We start from the raw sequence: 14,848 nt of genomic DNA on the forward strand, positions 1-14,848 counted from the left end.
TCTAGACTCTCCCCGCATCAGCCCAGGATCGGTCGCCCGAAGGGTACGCGGCGTTTTGATACGGATAGATTCAGTCACGAAGCGGTATCCGGACGGCACGGTCGCGGTCGACCGGCTGTCGTTGGACATACCGGACCGCGCGATCACCGTCCTCGTCGGGCCCTCCGGCTGCGGCAAGACGACGACCCTGCGGATGATCAACCGGATGGTGGAGCCCAGCGAGGGCAGCATCCTCCTCGACGGCCAGGACATCCGGCAGCAGCCGGTCAACACCCTGCGCCGGTCGATGGGTTACGTCATCCAGAACGCCGGGCTCTTCCAGCACCGCACCATCCTCGACAACATCGCCACCGTGCCCCGCCTGCTCGGCTGGACCAAGCAGCGGGCGCGGGCCCGGGCCGCCGAGCTGATGGAACGGGTGGGGCTCGACTCCGCGCTGGCCAAGCGGTACCCGTACCAGCTCTCCGGCGGCCAGCAGCAGCGCGTCGGTGTGGCCCGCGCCCTCGCCGCCGACCCGCCGGTGCTGCTGATGGACGAGCCGTTCTCCGCCGTCGACCCCGTCGTCCGCAAGGGACTCCAGGACGAACTCCTGCGCATCCAGGACGAGCTGGGCAAGACCATCGTCTTCGTCACGCACGACATCGACGAGGCGATCAAGCTGGGCACCAAGGTCGCCGTGCTGCGCACCGGCGGCCGGCTCGCCCAGTTCGCGCCGCCCGCCGAACTGCTCAGCGCGCCCGCCGACTCCTTCGTGGAGGACTTCCTCGGTGCCGACCGCGGCATCCGCCGGCTCTCCTTCTTCCCGTCCACCGGGCTGGAGTTGCAGACCGGGCCCGTCGTCCCGATCGACGCCGACGCCGGCAAGCTCGCCGCCCGGGCGGCCACGGCCCCCTATCTCCTCGTCACCGACCTCGACGGCAGGCCGCTCGGCTGGAGCGAACCGGACCGGCTCACCGCCGGTGCCATCGACCGGGAGCGACTCCTCGACCACGGGCGGCCGTTCGTGCCCGGCACCGACTCGCTGCGCACCGCGCTCGACGGGGCCGTGCTCTCGCCGACCGGCTGGGCCGTCGCGGTGGACGGCGAGGGACGCGCGGTCGGTGTCGTCTCCCAGCAGGTCATCGGCGAGGCGATCCGCGCCGCCCACAGCGAGGTGGCGGAGCGCGCCGACGCGAAGGCCGGGCGATGAGCGGCTTCTTCGACCTCCCGAGCGACCTCCAGCACAGCTACGCCGGTCTCATCGGGCTGCATCTGCGCGAGGCCCTGCTGCCGGTGCTGGCCGGACTGCTCGTCTCGCTGCCGATCGCCCAGCTGTGCGTACGGTTCCGCTGGATCTACCCGCCCGTCCTCGGCATCACCACCGTCCTCTACGCCATCCCGTCGCTCGCCTTCTTCGTCGTCCTCATCGACTACTTCGGGCAGAGCGAGACGACGGTGATGATCCCGCTCGCGCTCTACAGCCTGGTGGTGCTCGTCCCGGCGATCGTGGACGGCGTGCGCTCGGTGCCGCCGGAGACCCTGGCCGCCGCCCAGGCCATGGGGTTCGGGGCCGTACGCCGGTACTTCCAGGTCCAGTTGCCCATCGCCGTGCCCGCGATCATCGCCGGGCTGCGGGTGGCCACCGTCTCCAGCATCTCCCTGGTCAGCGTCGGCATGCTCATCGGCAACCAGGGCGCCCTCGGCAACATGCTCTACGACGCCCAGACCTACCACCGGCCCGCCCTGGCCGTGAACTCGGTCCTGACCATCGCGGTGCTGGGCATCCTCGCCGACGCCGCGCTGGTCCTCGTCCGCCTCCTCCTCACCCCCTGGATGCCGCGGAAGGGTGCCGCCCGGTGAACGTCCTGAACTTCGCGCACGCCTTCTTCAGCGACAGCGCCCACTGGCACGGCTACGACGGCATCCCCACCCGGTTCGCCGAGCACATCAAGTACTCCCTGGAAGCCCTGCTGATCGCCACCGCGATCGGGCTGCCCGTCGGCCTGTTCACCGGCCACACCGGGCGCGGCGGCAACGCCCTCGCGTTCATCGCCACCGCGGGCCGCGCGCTGCCCAGCTTCGGCCTGCTCGTGCTGATGTTCATCTGGATCGGCTTCGGCCTGCTGCCGGTGATGATCCCGCTGGTGGTGCTCGCCGTACCGCCGATCCTGGTCACCACCTACGAGGCGGTCCGCTCCGTCGATCCCTCCCCGGTGGACGCGGCCCGGGGCATGGGCATGCCCGAGGCGCGCGTGCTGCTCCAGGTGGAGGTGCCGGTCGCGCTCCCGCTGATCCTCAGCGGACTGCGCACGGCGGCCATCCAGATCGTCTCCACCGCCACCATCGCCGCCTACGTCAGCCTCGGCGGCCTCGGCCGCTACATCATCGACGGCCTCTACCAGAAGAACTACGAGAAGGTCGTCGGCGGCGCCACGCTCGTCGCCGGCCTCGCCCTCGCGACCCTCGCCGTGTTCTGGGCGGCGTCCCGGATCACGGTGTCGCCGGGGGTACGCCGCGGCGCCTGACGGTCACCGCTCGGTACGGGCCAGCGCGAGTTCGAGTACGACGAGCAGCGCGTCCCGCACCGAGCCCCGCTCCCGGGCGTCGAACACCACGACCGGCACGCCCTCGGAGACGTCCAGCGCCCAGCGGACGTCCTCCAGCGCGTGCTCCACCCGGCCGTCGAAGGCGTTCACCGCGACGGCGAACGGGATGCCCTTGTGCTCGAAGTAGTCCACGGCCGCGTAGCAGTCGTCCAGCCGGCGGGTGTCGACGATGACGAGCCCGCCGACCGCGCCCTCCACGATGTCGTCCCACATGAACCCGAACCGCTCCTGCCCGGGCGTGCCGAACAGGTACAGCTTCAACGTCGGGTCGATGGTGATGCAGCCGAAGTCCATCGCGACGGTCGTCGTGGTCTTGCCGGGGGTGTGCGTCAGGTCGTCCACGCCGGCCGCGACCTCGGTGATCGACGCCTCGGTGGTCAGCGGCTCGATCTCCGAGATCGCGCCGACGGCCGTGGTCTTGCCCACGCCGAAACCGCCCGCGATCACCATCTTCACCGGCAGCGGCGGCCGTACCGCCGCAGGCGCGGCCGGGCCCCGGGCCAGGAGCGGTTCAGTCGGTGTCACTCGGTACCCCTCGGGAGTTGGGGATGGCCCGCAGGCCATCGATAACCCTGCGCAGGACGGACGCGTCGTGGGTGGCCTCGGCGTCCGGCACGTACACCGCCAACTGGCCCGCCTCGCGCAGGTCTTCGGCCAGGACGCGGACCACGTTGAGATGCAGCCGCAGCCGGGCCGCGAGTTCCGCGAGGGACTGCGGCAGCCGGCAGGCGGCCACGATGTCGTGCTGCTCGAAGGAGAGCCGGCCGAGCGCGTCGAGACCGTCGGCGGTGGACACCACCTGGGTCTCCACGGGCAGCGCCCGGCCGGAGGCGGTGTCCGCGACCCGGCCGGCGGTGACCAGGTACGGCCGTACGGCGGGGACGGGGCCGACCGGGTCCGGGCCCGGGGGCGGAATGCCGTCCGCCATGCCGTCCGCCATGGAAACCTTCTCCTCCTCAGCGGGCCGCCGCCGCGCCCACGCTGTTCTTCAGCTCCAGCACGAGCTGCGGGCTCAGCGCGGCGCCGGCGCGGTTGGCGAACAGCGTCATCTCGTAGGCGATGTTGCCGAGCTTCGCCTCCTTGTCGGTGACGACACCGAGCACGGCGCCGCTGCCGATCGCGGAGACGATGACATGACCGCCCTCCAGATCGATGATGACCTTGTTCAGTCCGCCGAGGCCGTAGTTGCCGGAGGCGCCCGCGGCCAGGCTGGTGATGCCGGACACGATCGCCGCGAGCCGCTCGGAGTCGGCGTGCTCGCGCAGCTGTGACACCGCGATCAGCAGGCCGTCCGAGGACACGGCGATGGCGTCGACGACGCCGGCGGTCTCGGTGGCGAAGCGGTTCAGCAGCCAGGTGAAGTCGGCCGCGGCTGCCCGCAGGTCGGTCGGCGTGCTGCCGCCCGTCGGGCTGTCACCTGTCGACGTGCTCACTGCTCGGCTCCTTCCGGAAGGTGGTTCGGGTCGTGCGGCGGGGTGGTCGGGGGTGTGGGGGCGGGGGCCGCGGGCGTGGGGCGTTCGGGGGCGGGGTGCGGTGGGGGGTCGGTGGCCGGGGTGTCGTCGGCGCGGGGCGGGGCGTCCTGCGGGTGCGGTGGGCGCGTGGCGTCCGGGGCGGCGTTCGGGTGGGTCGGGCGGGCGGCTCCGGCGGCGCCGTCCGGGCGGGGCCGGCGCGGTGCCGTCGTCACGCCGTCCTGGCGCGTCGTCGTGGCCGGGCCGCTCTCGTGCGGAGCCGTACCGGTGCTCGCCGGGCGGGCGAAGCCGCCGGTGCCGCTGTCCCGCCGGGCGCGTTCCACGGCGTCCTCGAACTCCTCCAGCGCGTCGCGGACGGCCTCGGCGTCCAGCGGCCGTACGGTCTTCGGCACCGTCGGCGCGGCGCCCGCGGTGGTGCGCAGCGTGGCCCCGCGCACCCGGCGGCGCAGCGGGCGCGCGGTCTGTTCGGCGTCGCCGCGCGTCCGCTCCCCCGAAGGGGCCTGCGTGCCGGTGTCCTGCGGTGCGCGGCGGGGGACCCGGCGGGGGAGCGGACCGCCGTGTTCCGCGGGGACGGGCTCGTCCGGTGCGGTGCCGTCGGCCGGTGCCTTCTCGTGGGCGGTCTCCGGCGGCAGCGCGTCCCGCGCGGGTACCGGCCCGGACACCCCGGCCGCCGGCGCGGGCGCCGCGGTCGCCGGAGCCTGCGTCCCCGCGCCCGGCGCGAGCAGCAGCGAGGCCGGCAGCGTCACCTCGGCCGTCACACCGCCGCCCGGTGTGCGGGTCAGTTCGACCCCGATCTCCCAGCGGCGGGCCAGCGCGCCCACCACGAACAGGCCCAGCACCTTGGTCGGCACCAGGTCCAGCCGTTCCCGGCGGATCAGCCGGGCGTTCTCCTCGGCGAGCCGCTCGGCGCTCATGCCGAGGCCGTGGTCGGTGACCACGACGTGCGTGCCCTCGGCCCCGGAGCGGACGGTGACCTCGACGGGGCTGCCCTCGGGCGAGAACGACACCGCGTTCTCCAGCAGTTCGGCCACCATCAGCGTGAGGTCACCGATGATGTCCGGCTCGACCAGGGCGTCCGACGCGGCGTACAGCCGTACCCGCTGGTAGCCCTCGATCTGCCCGAGCGCGGCCCGTACGACGGTGGACAGCGCCGTCGGGCCCGCGTCCAGCACGGTCTCGCGGATGCCGGCCAGCAGCATCAGGCTGTCGGCGTTGCGCCGCAGCCGCACGGCGATGTGGTCGATGGAGTACAGCCGTTCCAGCAGCGCGGGGTCGGTCTCCCCCCGCTCCACCGCGTCGATCAGCGCGAGTTGGCGGGTGGTCAGGTTGCTGACCCGGCGGCCCACGTTGCCGAACATCTCCGCGGTGTTGCGCCGGCTGAGCACCTGGCGTTCCAGCAGCGCGGCGGCGGTGGTCTGCACCCGGTTGAACGCCTCCGCCAGGTCGCCGATCTCGTCGCGGGCCGTGACCGGCATGTCCCGCAGGCGGGGCGGTCCCTCGTCCTCGGCGTCGTCGTCGGCCACCCGGGCCAGTTCCCGCCCGGCGACCTCGGCGACCTCCCGCGCGGCTCCGGTGAGCGCCTGCACGGGCCGGACCACCGAGCGGCGCACCAGCACCGCGAAGGCGATCCACAGGGCGAAGGCGATCAGCGCGCCGCTCAGCAGCAGGCCGGCCCGCCACCGGGCGCCGTCGGCGGCGCCGTCGGCCCGGTCGGCGATCTGGCCGATCAGCGCGGTGGTGATCTTCAGCCGGGCGGCGGCCTGCTCGGGGTAGGCGGGGTAGTCGGTCAGCGCGTCCTGCACCGCCCGCCGCAGCCGTTCCTTGTCGTTCGTCTCCAGCCGGCCGACACCGACCTGGAGTTCGGCGTACGCCTCGGCGATCTCGCGCTGTGCCTGCGTGTGTTCGATGCCGGAGAACCGCTCGGCCTGCGCCTCGGTGGCGAACCGGGCGAACCGCGCGGCCTGGTGGGTGTACAGCTCGTACGCGCCGACCGCGCTGGTGAACTCGATCTGCGCGTTGGTGTCGCCCGTGGTGGCGGCGAACACGTTGGTCTCGAAGGCGCCGTGGGCGGCGTCCGCGCGCAGCAGGGAGTCCAGCAGACTGCCGGTGAAGGTCTCGGCGAGGTCGGCGTCGCGGTCGAGGCCGAGGCCGTCGATCAGGCTCTGGGCGGCGCCCGCGTAGGCCGGGTCGATGTTGTCGGCGGGCAGGTACGACTGCTCCACCGAGGTGCGCAGGCTGGTGAGGCCCTCGACCCCGCGCAGGGCCTGCGCCTCGCTCTCCGGCAGCCGGTCCCCGAAGGCCTCACGCACCGTGGCCACCTGGGAGTCGACCGCGTGCTGCGCCGCGCGGTAGGCGGACGTCGTCGGCTTCGCGTCCCCGGACTCGTAGCGCGTCGAGAGCAGGATGGCCTGCTGGTGCTCGGCCTCCACCCGGTCCACCAGGCGCGCCACTTGGGCGCTGTCGCGCACCATCCGGGCCGCCGAGGCGGCACTGGACGACTGCCGCACCAGGTCGGTGAAGAGGTACGCCAGCAGAACCGCGATGACCGCGAGGGGAATGCCGACGAGCAGATTGAGCTTGCGCCGGAAGGGCCAGCGGTCGGCGAATCCCCGTGCTGCGCCCCGCGTGGGGGCGTGCCGGGCGGGCGCGTCCACCTGGTTCGTGGACACCGGGCCTCCTTCGTGGGTGTCTTGTCCGGGGGAGCCGTCACTCCCGGACCTGAGGGCCGTGTCGCCCCCGGAACGCGTCACGACACCGAAGCGGGCCCCGCGCACCGCTGTGGTCGATACCAACGCAGGTGAGAGTACAGGCCTCTTGAGGTGTGGATCAGCTCACCTTTCATCAAGAATCCGTTACAAAGCAACTGCTCTGTGTGCACGGGTGACCGCGGATCGAGGCCAATCGGTGATCTGATTCCCTTGACTGACCGAGAACTGGCTGGATTGGATCAGTCCGTGACTTCCACAACCCACATCAGCAGGTCCATCCGGAGGAACCGAGGCGCGGCGGCGGTCGCCCTCGCGGCGGCGACGGTTCTGCTGGCGGGCTGTTCCTCCAATGACGGCAAGGCCGACAACCCCCTGTCGGACAACAGCAAGGCCGGCGGCGACACCGTCGTCGTCGGATCCAACAACTTCCCCGAGAGCACCCTGCTCGCCGACATCTACGGCGAGGCGCTCAAGGCCAAGGGGATCAAGGTCACCTACAAGCCGAACATCGGCAGCCGTGAGACCACCTACGGACTGATCAAGAACGGTTCCATATCGGTCCTGCCCGAGTACAACGGCGCGCTGCTGGCCTACCTCGACCCGAAGGCCGCCCCGAAGACCCTCGCGGAGACCACGGACGCCATCAGCGCCAAGCTGGACTCCAAGCTCACGCTGCTCGACCCGGCGCCGGCGCAGGACAAGGACTCGATCACGGTCAACGCGGCCACCGCGAAGAAGTACCAGCTCACCGAGAAGTCCTCCATCGCCGACCTGAAGGACATCGCCAAGGACCTGGTCATCGGCGCCTCGCCGGAGTTCCAGACCCGGCAGCAGGGCCTGGTGGGCCTGAAGTCCGTCTACGGCCTGGAGTTCAAGTCCTTCAAGGCGCTGGACGCGGGCGGCCCGCTCACGCTGGCGGCGCTGAAGAAGGACGCCGTGCAGGCGGCGGACATCTTCACCACGGACCCGAACATCTCCAAGGAGAAGTTCGTCGTCCTCCAGGACCCGAAGAACCTGTTCGGCTTCGAGAACATCCAGCCGCTCGCCTACAAGGGCGCGCTGTCCAAGGAGGGCGTCGACGCGCTCAACGCCGTCTCCGCCAAGCTCGACACCGCGACCCTGCTGGACCTGGACACCCAGGTGCAGGCCCAGAACAAGGACCCGCTGGACGTCGCGAAGGCGTGGCTGAAGTCGGCGGGGCTGGGCTGAGGCCGGACCACTCGGAAGGGCCGGGGCGGGGAGGCCGGGTGACCGGGACGCCGGGACGGCCGGGGCGACCGGGACGGCCGGGGCGACCGGCACGGCCGGGGCGACCGGCACGGGCGGAACGGCCAGGTGACCGGAACGCCGGGACGGCCGGAACGGTCTGGTGACCAGGACTGCCGCAACGGCCCAGAGTGACCGGAACGACTAGAACAACCGGAACGACTAGAACAACCGGAACGACCAGGAACTGTCAGGAACGACCCGTGGACGTGCCCACGCGGGTGCCCCCGCAGCGAGGGGACACCCGCGTCCCGCTCGACGGCGGCGGCCTCACCCTCCCCGCCCTGATCCGGCTCGCGGACGGTACGGCCGTGCCCGCCGTCGACCCCGGCGCTCTGGACCGGGTCCGCCGTGCCCGGGAGACGGCCGACCGGCTCGCCGCCACGGGCCGCTGGTACGGCCGGGGCACCGGCGTCGGCGCGCACCGCTCGGTCGCCGTCGACCCGGCCGAGGAGACCGCCCACGGCCTGCGTCTGCTGCGCAGCCACGCGGGCGGGGCCGGTCCGGCGCTGCCGGCCCGCACGGTTCGCGCGATGCTCGCGATCCGCGCCAACCAGCTCCTCGCCGGCGGCTCCGGCATCCACCCGTCCTTCGTCACCGCCCTCACCGACGCCCTCCGCCTCGGCGTGCACCCGGCCGTCAACGAGTACGGCGGTGTGGGCACCGGCGACCTGACGGCCCTGGCCCAGACCGGCCTGACCCTCCTCGGCGAACGCCCTTGGCTGACACCGGACGACCCGGCGACCCCACCCCGCGCGGACGGAACCGTGCCGGTGGGGGAGCGGGCGGGGGCCGGGCCGGGACCCGGGGCCGGGGAGGCGCCGGGCGCTGGTTCTGCGAGTGGGGGCGTGGGCACCGCCGAGCGGGCGACGGTCGGACCTGGCGGCGTGCTGGAGGAGGCGCCGGGTAGGGGTGTGCTCAGCGGGGAACGGCCGCCTTCCGGCGCCGGGCCCCTCGGTGTGGTCGGCGTCGGTGCGGAGCAGACGGTCCAGGCGGCGGCGGACCTGACCGCGACCGTCGACGGTGTGCACGTCGGCGAGGCCCGCTCCCGGGGCGTCGGCGAGGGAGGCCCGGCCGCCGGTGCGCTGCCCGCCCCGGTCACCCTGCGGGCCGGCGACGCGCTCGCGCTGCTCAGCAGCAACGCCCTCGCCCTCGCACAGGCCGCCCTCGCCGGGCACGAGACCGAGCTGCTGCTGCGGGCCACGCACGTGGTCGCGGCACTGTCCCTCGCCGCCGTGTCGGGCTCGCCGGAGGCGTACGCCGCGCCGGTGCACGCCCTGCGGCCCTACCCCGGCCCGGCCCGTGCCGCCGCCGAGGTACGGCGTCTGCTCGGCCTGCCCGACGACCCGGCGACGGGCGGGGACACCGGGCTCCCCGCAGCCGGCCGGCGGATCCAGGACCCGTACGGATTCCGCGCGTTCCCGCAGGTGCACGGCGCCGCCCTCGATGCCTCGGCCGCGTTGCGCCGGATCGTCGAGACCGAGATCAACTGCCCCTCGGAGAACCCCGTACTGACCCCGGACGGCCACCTCTACCACCACGGCGGCTTCTTCGCCGCCCCGCTCGCGCTGGCGCTGGACGGCCTGAACCTCGCCCTGCTGAAGACCGCGCAGCTCTCCGCCGCACGCCTGTCCGCGCTGAGCCGCCCCGACCTCACCGGCCTGCCCGGGTTTCTCGCCACCGGCCCGGCTGGCAGTTCCGGCACGATGATCCTGGAGTACACCGCCAACTCGGCGCTCGCGGAGCTGCGCTCCAGCGCCGCCGCGCCGGCCTCGGCCGGGCACGCCGTCCTCTCCCACGGCCTGGAGGAGGCCGCCGGCTTCGCCGGGCAGGCGGCCCGCCAGACGGAACGGGCCCGCGCCGCCTACGCCACCGTCCTCGCCTGCGAACTGGTGTGCGCCGTGAGGGCCTTGCGTCTCCACCCGGAACCGCCGGCCCTCCCCGCCCTCGCCCTCGCCGCCGCCGTGCTCCCCACCGGCCTGGAGGACCGCCCGCTGACCGGGGACATCGAGACGGCGACGGCACTGCTGCCCCGCCTCGCGGAGTTGTGAGCGAAGGAGGGCGAGCGCGGGAGCGCTGAGCTCGGTTCGACGCGGGCGTGGACGAGGGCACGGCCGAGGGCACGGCCGAGGTCTTCGCGCGTGCCCTCATCCACGCGCTCTACAGCAGGCTCAGAGGTCGAACTCGTGCGGCGGCAGGTCCAGCGCGTAGCACGCTTCACGCACCACGGCCTGCTCGTCCTTGTCGAAGTCGCCGTCCGCGCCGCCGATGACGAGGCCGATCTGGATGACGGCCCGCGCCTCGGCGGGCTTCTTCTTCGCCTTGGCGATCTCCTGCAACACGCTCACCTTGCCGAAGGCGAAGTCCGTCGTCAGCTTGTTCAAGTTCTCCTCGAAGCGCCGGCGGAGGTCGTCCGCCGGGAAGTTCTGCAACACCTCGTTGGTGGCGATGAGCTGGGCCACCCGCTGCCGCTCCGACGGATCCACCGTCCCGTCGGCCGCGGCCACCAGCGCGCACATCGCCATGCTCGCATCGCGGAACGCGCCGCTCTTCAGGTCGTTCTTCTTCGCCACCAACTGCGTCTGCATCTGCGACGCCGACTCCTTGATGCGGTCCCACAGGGCCATGCGTACTCCTCGTATCGTCCGCCGGCTGCTTCCGGCAGTCCGACGTTAACTTCTACAGCAACGTAGAAACTAATGGGGCGGCCGGGAAGTTCCGGAGATCTACACTGAGTCCGCGAGCGCGGCGGACACAGCCGGAACACAGCGGCGAGCCCACGACGAACCCAGCGGAGGAAGGCGACAGTGGCGACAGCGTCCGGCACCGGCCACCAGGACCCCTCCGCCGAGGTGCTCACCGAGGCCGCCGCTGTCTTCGGACTGCTCGCCACGCCCGCCCGGCTGCACATCGTGTGGGCGCTGACCCAGGGCGAGAGCGATGTGACCGGCCTCGCCGCGCGGGTCGGCGGCGCCCTGCCCGCCGTCAGCCAGCACCTGACCAAGCTCAGACTCGCCGGCCTCGTCCGCTCCCGCCGCGAGGGCCGCCGCCAGGTCTACTTCGTCGACACCGCCGAGCAGGCCCCCGTGGTCGACGTCGTACGCCTCGTCGGCCGGCTCGCCGAGCGGAAGGCACCCGCCGCCGTCCCGGCCCGCCGGCTCCGCGGCCTCTGATCCCGGGACCGGCACCGTCCCCCGGAAGCTCCAGCGTCTGGACACCGGCCCGCGCGGACTCGCCGACGCCGAGGCCACCGCTCGGCCCGCCACCCTCGGCGAGAACACCCCGCCCCGCCCGCACACCTCCTTCCCGAGCAGCCCACCGGCTGCGCGGCCTGCGCGCCCCCTGCACCGCCGTGCTGCCCACCCTCGGTTGGTCTCGGGCGGGCGCCTGCCACGACGGCGTCGACCTCGGGGGCGCCGCCGCTGCGCGCGGCCGGCGAGCGCTCGGCCGACCGCGCCCTGACGGCCCCGGCGGCGTCGTCCCGCCGACGTACGGCTGTCGTGCGCCCACGGACTGACCACGCGCCGGGCGTCCTCACGGGCGAACCGCACGGCCCCGACGCCCCGGAAGACCGGGCCCTGTTCCACTCAGCCCGGTTCACCGAGACCTGCTCGCCCAGGCCCTGGTCATGTTGGCCCTGGCCCTCAGGGCGGCGAAGGCCCGCCACGACCGGCGTGGGCGGTAGCCCCGGCCCAGTCGGCCAAGCCAGGCCCGTTACGACCAGCGTCTGCCGTCACCAGGCCAGGCCAGGCCAGGCCCGGACCGGGAGGACCCCCCGCCCCGAGGCGGGTGCGCGCTCTTCCTCCCCAAGCCGGGTTGTACAGTTGCGCAATACGGCAAGCGTTGCCGCAAGGTGAGACAAGCGAGACGAAGAAGGGGGCGGTCATGCTCCGCAACGGACTTGAGCCCTGGCATCTGCTGATCGTCGCGGTCGTGTTCCTCCTGCTGTTCGGGTCCCGGAAGCTCCCCGAGACCGCCCGGGCGCTGGGCAAGTCCATGCGCATCCTCAAGAGCGAGGCCAAGGCGATGAAGGAGGAGGACGGTACGCAGGGCTCCGCCGGCTGAGCGGCCCCCCTCCTCCTGCTCCTCTCCTAGCCTTCGTCGCCTTCGTCCTCCTCTCCCTCGAAGAAGTCCCCGATCTCGTCCACGACTTCCGCGGCCACCATGCCGCCCACGACCCCTACGGCGAGGCCCGCCGCGCCGGCGGCCACGGCCGTGCCCAGGCCCGGGCCGGAGCGGTGGGCGCCGGGGGAGTGGAGACCGGGCTGGTGCGCGCCGCCGTGGCCGTACGCCGCATGGCTGTCGTAGGCCTCGCGGTGCTCGGTCACCTGGCGGATCCAGCCGTCCACCTCTCTCTGCCAGTCGAGGGTCGGCGCGTCCTCGTGGCGCACGGTGAAGCGGGTCAGGGCGTCGTGCCCCGACGACCACAGTCCGCCGCGCTTGTCCGCCTCCAGGACCACCTCGACGCCCATGGGGGAGGCGAGGAAGGTCAGCTCGATCTCGTTCACCGCGTGCGCGTACTGCGGGGCCGGGGTCAGCTCGATCTCCTGGTAGAACGGCAACTGCTGGCCCGTACCGCCGATGCGGCCGTACTCCAGGTCGGCCGAGCGGAAGCCGAAGCCCAGTGCGCCGAGGGCCTCCAGCACGGCCTCCTGCACGGGCAGGGGGCGGACGGCGAGCGGGTCCAGGTCGCCCTTGTCCCGGGCGCCGGCCACCGCGACCTCGGTGCGCACGCCGAGCACGATGCCGAGCGGCTGCCCGCGCAGTTCGGTGACGGGGGTCTCCCAGGGGAGCGGGACACTGAACGCAAGCTCGCGCTCCTCCTGTTCACCGAGCCGGAAACCGCCGCCGACGGTGAACCGCTCGAAGGCGACCGTGCCCTCGCTCTCTCCGTCCGCGTGCTCCGCCTCCACGCGGGCGATCAGCTCCAGGCCGATGTGTTCGACCTCCACGGCCGTCGCACCGCCCCGCAGCAGTACCCGGCCCGACAGGGTGCCGCCGGGCAGCGCCGCGCCGCCGTCGAGCACCGTGTCCACGGAGGGGCCGCCGACCCCGATCGCGCCGAGCAGCCTCTTGAACACCATGCCGTAGCTCCTTCGTTCATCACGTCACCCGGACGGCACTCCACGGCCGCCCGACTGCCCGATGAACTCCCGGCAAGCGCAAAGAAGTTCCCAAGTCACCTGTTCGGGGGACCCCTGGCCTGTGATCGGGCCCGGTCCGGTGCCCTCCGCTCCGCCGGACCAGGCAGGAGTCCGGCCCCTTGCCGCCGGGGCAGCGGCGGGCCCGGCCGCCCGACGCGGGGCGTACGACCGCGGCCCGGCTACCCGCAACCGAGGCCCGGCCGCGCTGATCCGCTCCGCCACCGACACCCGGCACGGTCACCCCGGCGCCAAGGACGCCCCCCGCCAAGGCTGGCCGCGTCAAGAACGGCCCCGGCGTCAAGGCCGGCCCGCGTCAAGGACACCCCGGCACATACCGAGCCCGCACCGAGCCCGCACCGAGCCCGCCTCACCGCCCAGCCCCCGGCTCAGGCCGTGCCCGCCTCCTCCGACGTCAGGGCGTGGGCCTCGGCCCGCTCCCGCTCGCGTCGTTTGCGGCGGCTGACGCGGGGTTCCTGGTCCGGGAGCCAGCCGAAGGCGAGGCAGCTGCCGACGGCGCCGAGGAGCAGGCCGATGAAGAAGCCGCCCAGGTTGGAGGTGAGCCAGCTGCCCAGGGAGAGCAGGATGCCGGTGATGGAGTAGAAGAGCCGCTGGGAGGGGTTGAAGAGGATCAGCAGGCCCAGCAGCACCATGAGGGTCGGCAGCAGATAGCCGGCCAGGCCCTGCATGCCGATGTGCAGCACGACCTTCAGCGAGGCCTTCTCGGTGAGCAGGATCTCGCCGCCGCCGAGGGCGAGCAGCAGCCCGCCCCAGAACGGCCGGCGGGCCCGCCATCCGCGGAAGGCGAGCCTCGGTCCCGGGCGTGGACGGTCCGGCACGGTGATCAGCAACCCGAGTCGCTGAAGCGCAGCTTGAGACCCGGCAGCTTGAACACGCCAGCCGTCGTCGCGTAGTTGGTCTGCCGGAGATGGGCGATCCGCACGGTGTCGGCCTGCTGGCTGAAGACGCCGATCGGGCCCTTCACGCCCGCCTTGGTCAGCGTGCTGGCGTCGTTGCCGATCTCGATGTTGTTGAACGCCGCGTCACCCGACAGCTCGGTGGAGTCGGTGGTCAGGTCGGTCGCGCTGACCTTCTCGGACCCGCCGCCCGCGGTGATCAGCAGGTTGGTGCCGCCCAGGTCGACGCTCTGGCACAACTTGGTGAGCGTGGCGTGCTTGATCGCGGATGTGATGACGAGCACCTGGCCGCCGGTGTCCCCGGCGTTGGGGCTGCCCTCCGCCATGTTGTCGAGGCCGCCGAACTGCTCGAATCCGGTGCCGTTGAGTTCCGTGGCGGTGACCGTGAACGGCATGCCGGAGATGGCGAACTGCACACCCAGCGCTCCCTGCGCGGTGAGGACCGCGAGGCCGGCGGCGACCAGGGTGGCGGGTACCGCCATCACGGCGGCGCGGCGGGCCTGGACCCGTCCGCGCCGCACGCCGGCGGTGGTCCCGACGGCGTTCCGGGCTTCGGGCGGGGTGTCGCTTCCCGGGGTGTCGCTTCCCGGAATGTCGGGGGTGTTGCCGGCGGACGGGACGTCCGGGGACGAGGCCATGTCTGCTCCCGTGGGCGCGGGTCAATGGGGCGCGGATCAATGCGGGTCGGGCTTCAGTGGCGCGGTGTCCTGGCGCGGACAGCGGATGCCGCGCACGCCTCCTCGCAACTCCCGGCGGGCGCAA

Annotated in this window: 14 protein-coding genes and 1 pseudogene; 7 read left to right on the forward strand and 8 right to left on the reverse strand. The window is 73.0% G+C overall.

Annotated elements, in window-relative coordinates; all coding sequences use genetic code 11:
• Window positions 1-55: 55 nt before the first annotated feature.
• From AQJ11_RS04180 to AQJ11_RS04190, 3 genes are read left to right on the forward strand one after another with little or no spacing between them, the layout of a single operon-like run.
• Entirely contained in the window at window positions 56-1,189 is a 1,134-nt protein-coding gene (locus tag AQJ11_RS04180; protein ID WP_014675677.1) for an ABC transporter ATP-binding protein, read from the forward strand.
• Complete coding sequence (locus AQJ11_RS04185) at window positions 1,186-1,839, forward strand: ABC transporter permease (RefSeq protein WP_014675678.1); 654 nt, start codon at window positions 1,186-1,188, stop codon at window positions 1,837-1,839. The genes AQJ11_RS04180 and AQJ11_RS04185 overlap by 4 nt, the downstream gene beginning before the upstream one ends.
• On the forward strand, window positions 1,836-2,504 hold the full coding sequence (locus tag AQJ11_RS04190; RefSeq protein ID WP_014675679.1) for an ABC transporter permease: 669 nt from the start codon (window positions 1,836-1,838) through the stop codon (window positions 2,502-2,504). Before AQJ11_RS04185 ends, AQJ11_RS04190 begins: the two co-directional genes overlap by 4 nt.
• A 3-nt stretch (window positions 2,505-2,507) precedes the next feature.
• On the opposite strand, the gene AQJ11_RS04195 is transcribed toward AQJ11_RS04190, so the two are convergent.
• Genes AQJ11_RS04195 through AQJ11_RS04210 form a run of 4 tightly spaced genes read right to left on the reverse strand, consistent with a single transcriptional unit; the run spans window position 2,508 to window position 6,723 of the window.
• Entirely contained in the window at window positions 2,508-3,110 is a 603-nt protein-coding gene (locus AQJ11_RS04195; RefSeq protein ID WP_041665543.1) for a GTP-binding protein, read from the reverse strand.
• On the reverse strand, window positions 3,097-3,513 hold the full coding sequence (locus AQJ11_RS04200) for a DUF742 domain-containing protein (protein ID WP_208616451.1): 417 nt from the start codon (window positions 3,511-3,513) through the stop codon (window positions 3,097-3,099). Before AQJ11_RS04200 ends, AQJ11_RS04195 begins: the two co-directional genes overlap by 14 nt.
• Window positions 3,514-3,541: 28 nt before the next feature.
• A complete protein-coding gene (locus AQJ11_RS04205) occupies window positions 3,542-4,018 on the reverse strand; it encodes a roadblock/LC7 domain-containing protein (protein ID WP_014675682.1) in 477 nt (158 codons plus the stop codon).
• Window positions 4,015-6,723, reverse strand: coding sequence for a sensor histidine kinase (locus AQJ11_RS04210; RefSeq protein ID WP_059261918.1), 2,709 nt, complete (start codon window positions 6,721-6,723; stop codon window positions 4,015-4,017). The genes AQJ11_RS04205 and AQJ11_RS04210 overlap by 4 nt, the downstream gene beginning before the upstream one ends.
• A 285-nt stretch (window positions 6,724-7,008) precedes the next feature.
• Here AQJ11_RS04210 and AQJ11_RS04215 point away from each other — a divergent pair, with 285 nt between their 5' ends.
• Together AQJ11_RS04215 and AQJ11_RS04220 are read left to right on the forward strand one after the other, a co-directional pair.
• Window positions 7,009-7,971 (forward strand): ABC transporter substrate-binding protein, encoded by a 963-nt coding sequence (locus tag AQJ11_RS04215; protein ID WP_014675685.1) that lies wholly within the window; start codon window positions 7,009-7,011, stop codon window positions 7,969-7,971.
• Window positions 7,972-8,231: 260 nt separating this feature from the next.
• Complete coding sequence (locus tag AQJ11_RS04220; protein ID WP_059261919.1) at window positions 8,232-10,079, forward strand: aromatic amino acid lyase; 1,848 nt, start codon at window positions 8,232-8,234, stop codon at window positions 10,077-10,079.
• A gap of 120 nt (window positions 10,080-10,199) precedes the next feature.
• Here the strand turns inward: AQJ11_RS04220 and AQJ11_RS04225 are convergent, their stop codons facing one another.
• Window positions 10,200-10,655, reverse strand: coding sequence for a tellurite resistance TerB family protein (locus AQJ11_RS04225; protein ID WP_059261920.1), 456 nt, complete (start codon window positions 10,653-10,655; stop codon window positions 10,200-10,202).
• A 180-nt stretch (window positions 10,656-10,835) separates the two neighbouring features.
• On the opposite strand from AQJ11_RS04225, the gene AQJ11_RS04230 reads away from it, so the two are divergent.
• Together AQJ11_RS04230 and tatA are read left to right on the forward strand one after the other, a co-directional pair.
• Window positions 10,836-11,201 (forward strand): ArsR/SmtB family transcription factor, encoded by a 366-nt coding sequence (locus tag AQJ11_RS04230; protein ID WP_059261921.1) that lies wholly within the window; start codon window positions 10,836-10,838, stop codon window positions 11,199-11,201.
• A 712-nt stretch (window positions 11,202-11,913) separates the two neighbouring features.
• Window positions 11,914-12,084, forward strand: a pseudogene (tatA, locus tag AQJ11_RS04235) (Sec-independent protein translocase subunit TatA); the annotation flags it as partial.
• Between the two features lie 35 nt (window positions 12,085-12,119).
• Here the strand turns inward: tatA and AQJ11_RS04240 are convergent.
• From AQJ11_RS04240 to AQJ11_RS04250, 3 genes are all read right to left on the reverse strand, one after another.
• Complete coding sequence (locus tag AQJ11_RS04240; RefSeq protein WP_059261922.1) at window positions 12,120-13,112, reverse strand: sporulation protein; 993 nt, start codon at window positions 13,110-13,112, stop codon at window positions 12,120-12,122.
• A 446-nt stretch (window positions 13,113-13,558) separates the two neighbouring features.
• A complete protein-coding gene (locus tag AQJ11_RS04245; protein WP_244218100.1) occupies window positions 13,559-14,008 on the reverse strand; it encodes a DUF6114 domain-containing protein in 450 nt (149 codons plus the stop codon).
• A gap of 5 nt (window positions 14,009-14,013) precedes the next feature.
• The gene (locus AQJ11_RS04250; protein WP_059261923.1) at window positions 14,014-14,724 is read right to left on the reverse strand and encodes a DUF6230 family protein; all 711 of its coding nucleotides are present in this window, start codon (window positions 14,722-14,724) and stop codon (window positions 14,014-14,016) included.
• Between the last annotated feature and the right edge of the window lie 124 nt (window positions 14,725-14,848).

This window comes from Streptomyces corchorusii (genome assembly GCF_001514055.1).
Taxonomy (GTDB): domain Bacteria; phylum Actinomycetota; class Actinomycetes; order Streptomycetales; family Streptomycetaceae; genus Streptomyces; species Streptomyces olivaceoviridis.

What these genes read in the sequence shown, in the direction of transcription:
- AQJ11_RS04250 (WP_059261923.1), bottom strand. Translation starts at nt 14,724, where the DNA reads ATGGCCTCGTCCCCGGACGTCCCGTCCGCCGGCAACACCCCCGACATT.
- AQJ11_RS04200 (WP_208616451.1), bottom strand. Translation starts at nt 3,513, where the DNA reads ATGGCGGACGGCATTCCGCCCCCGGGCCCGGACCCGGTCGGCCCCGTC.
- AQJ11_RS04225 (WP_059261920.1), bottom strand. Translation starts at nt 10,655, where the DNA reads ATGGCCCTGTGGGACCGCATCAAGGAGTCGGCGTCGCAGATGCAGACG.
- AQJ11_RS04185 (WP_014675678.1), top strand. Translation starts at nt 1,186, where the DNA reads ATGAGCGGCTTCTTCGACCTCCCGAGCGACCTCCAGCACAGCTACGCC.
- AQJ11_RS04240 (WP_059261922.1), bottom strand. Translation starts at nt 13,112, where the DNA reads ATGGTGTTCAAGAGGCTGCTCGGCGCGATCGGGGTCGGCGGCCCCTCC.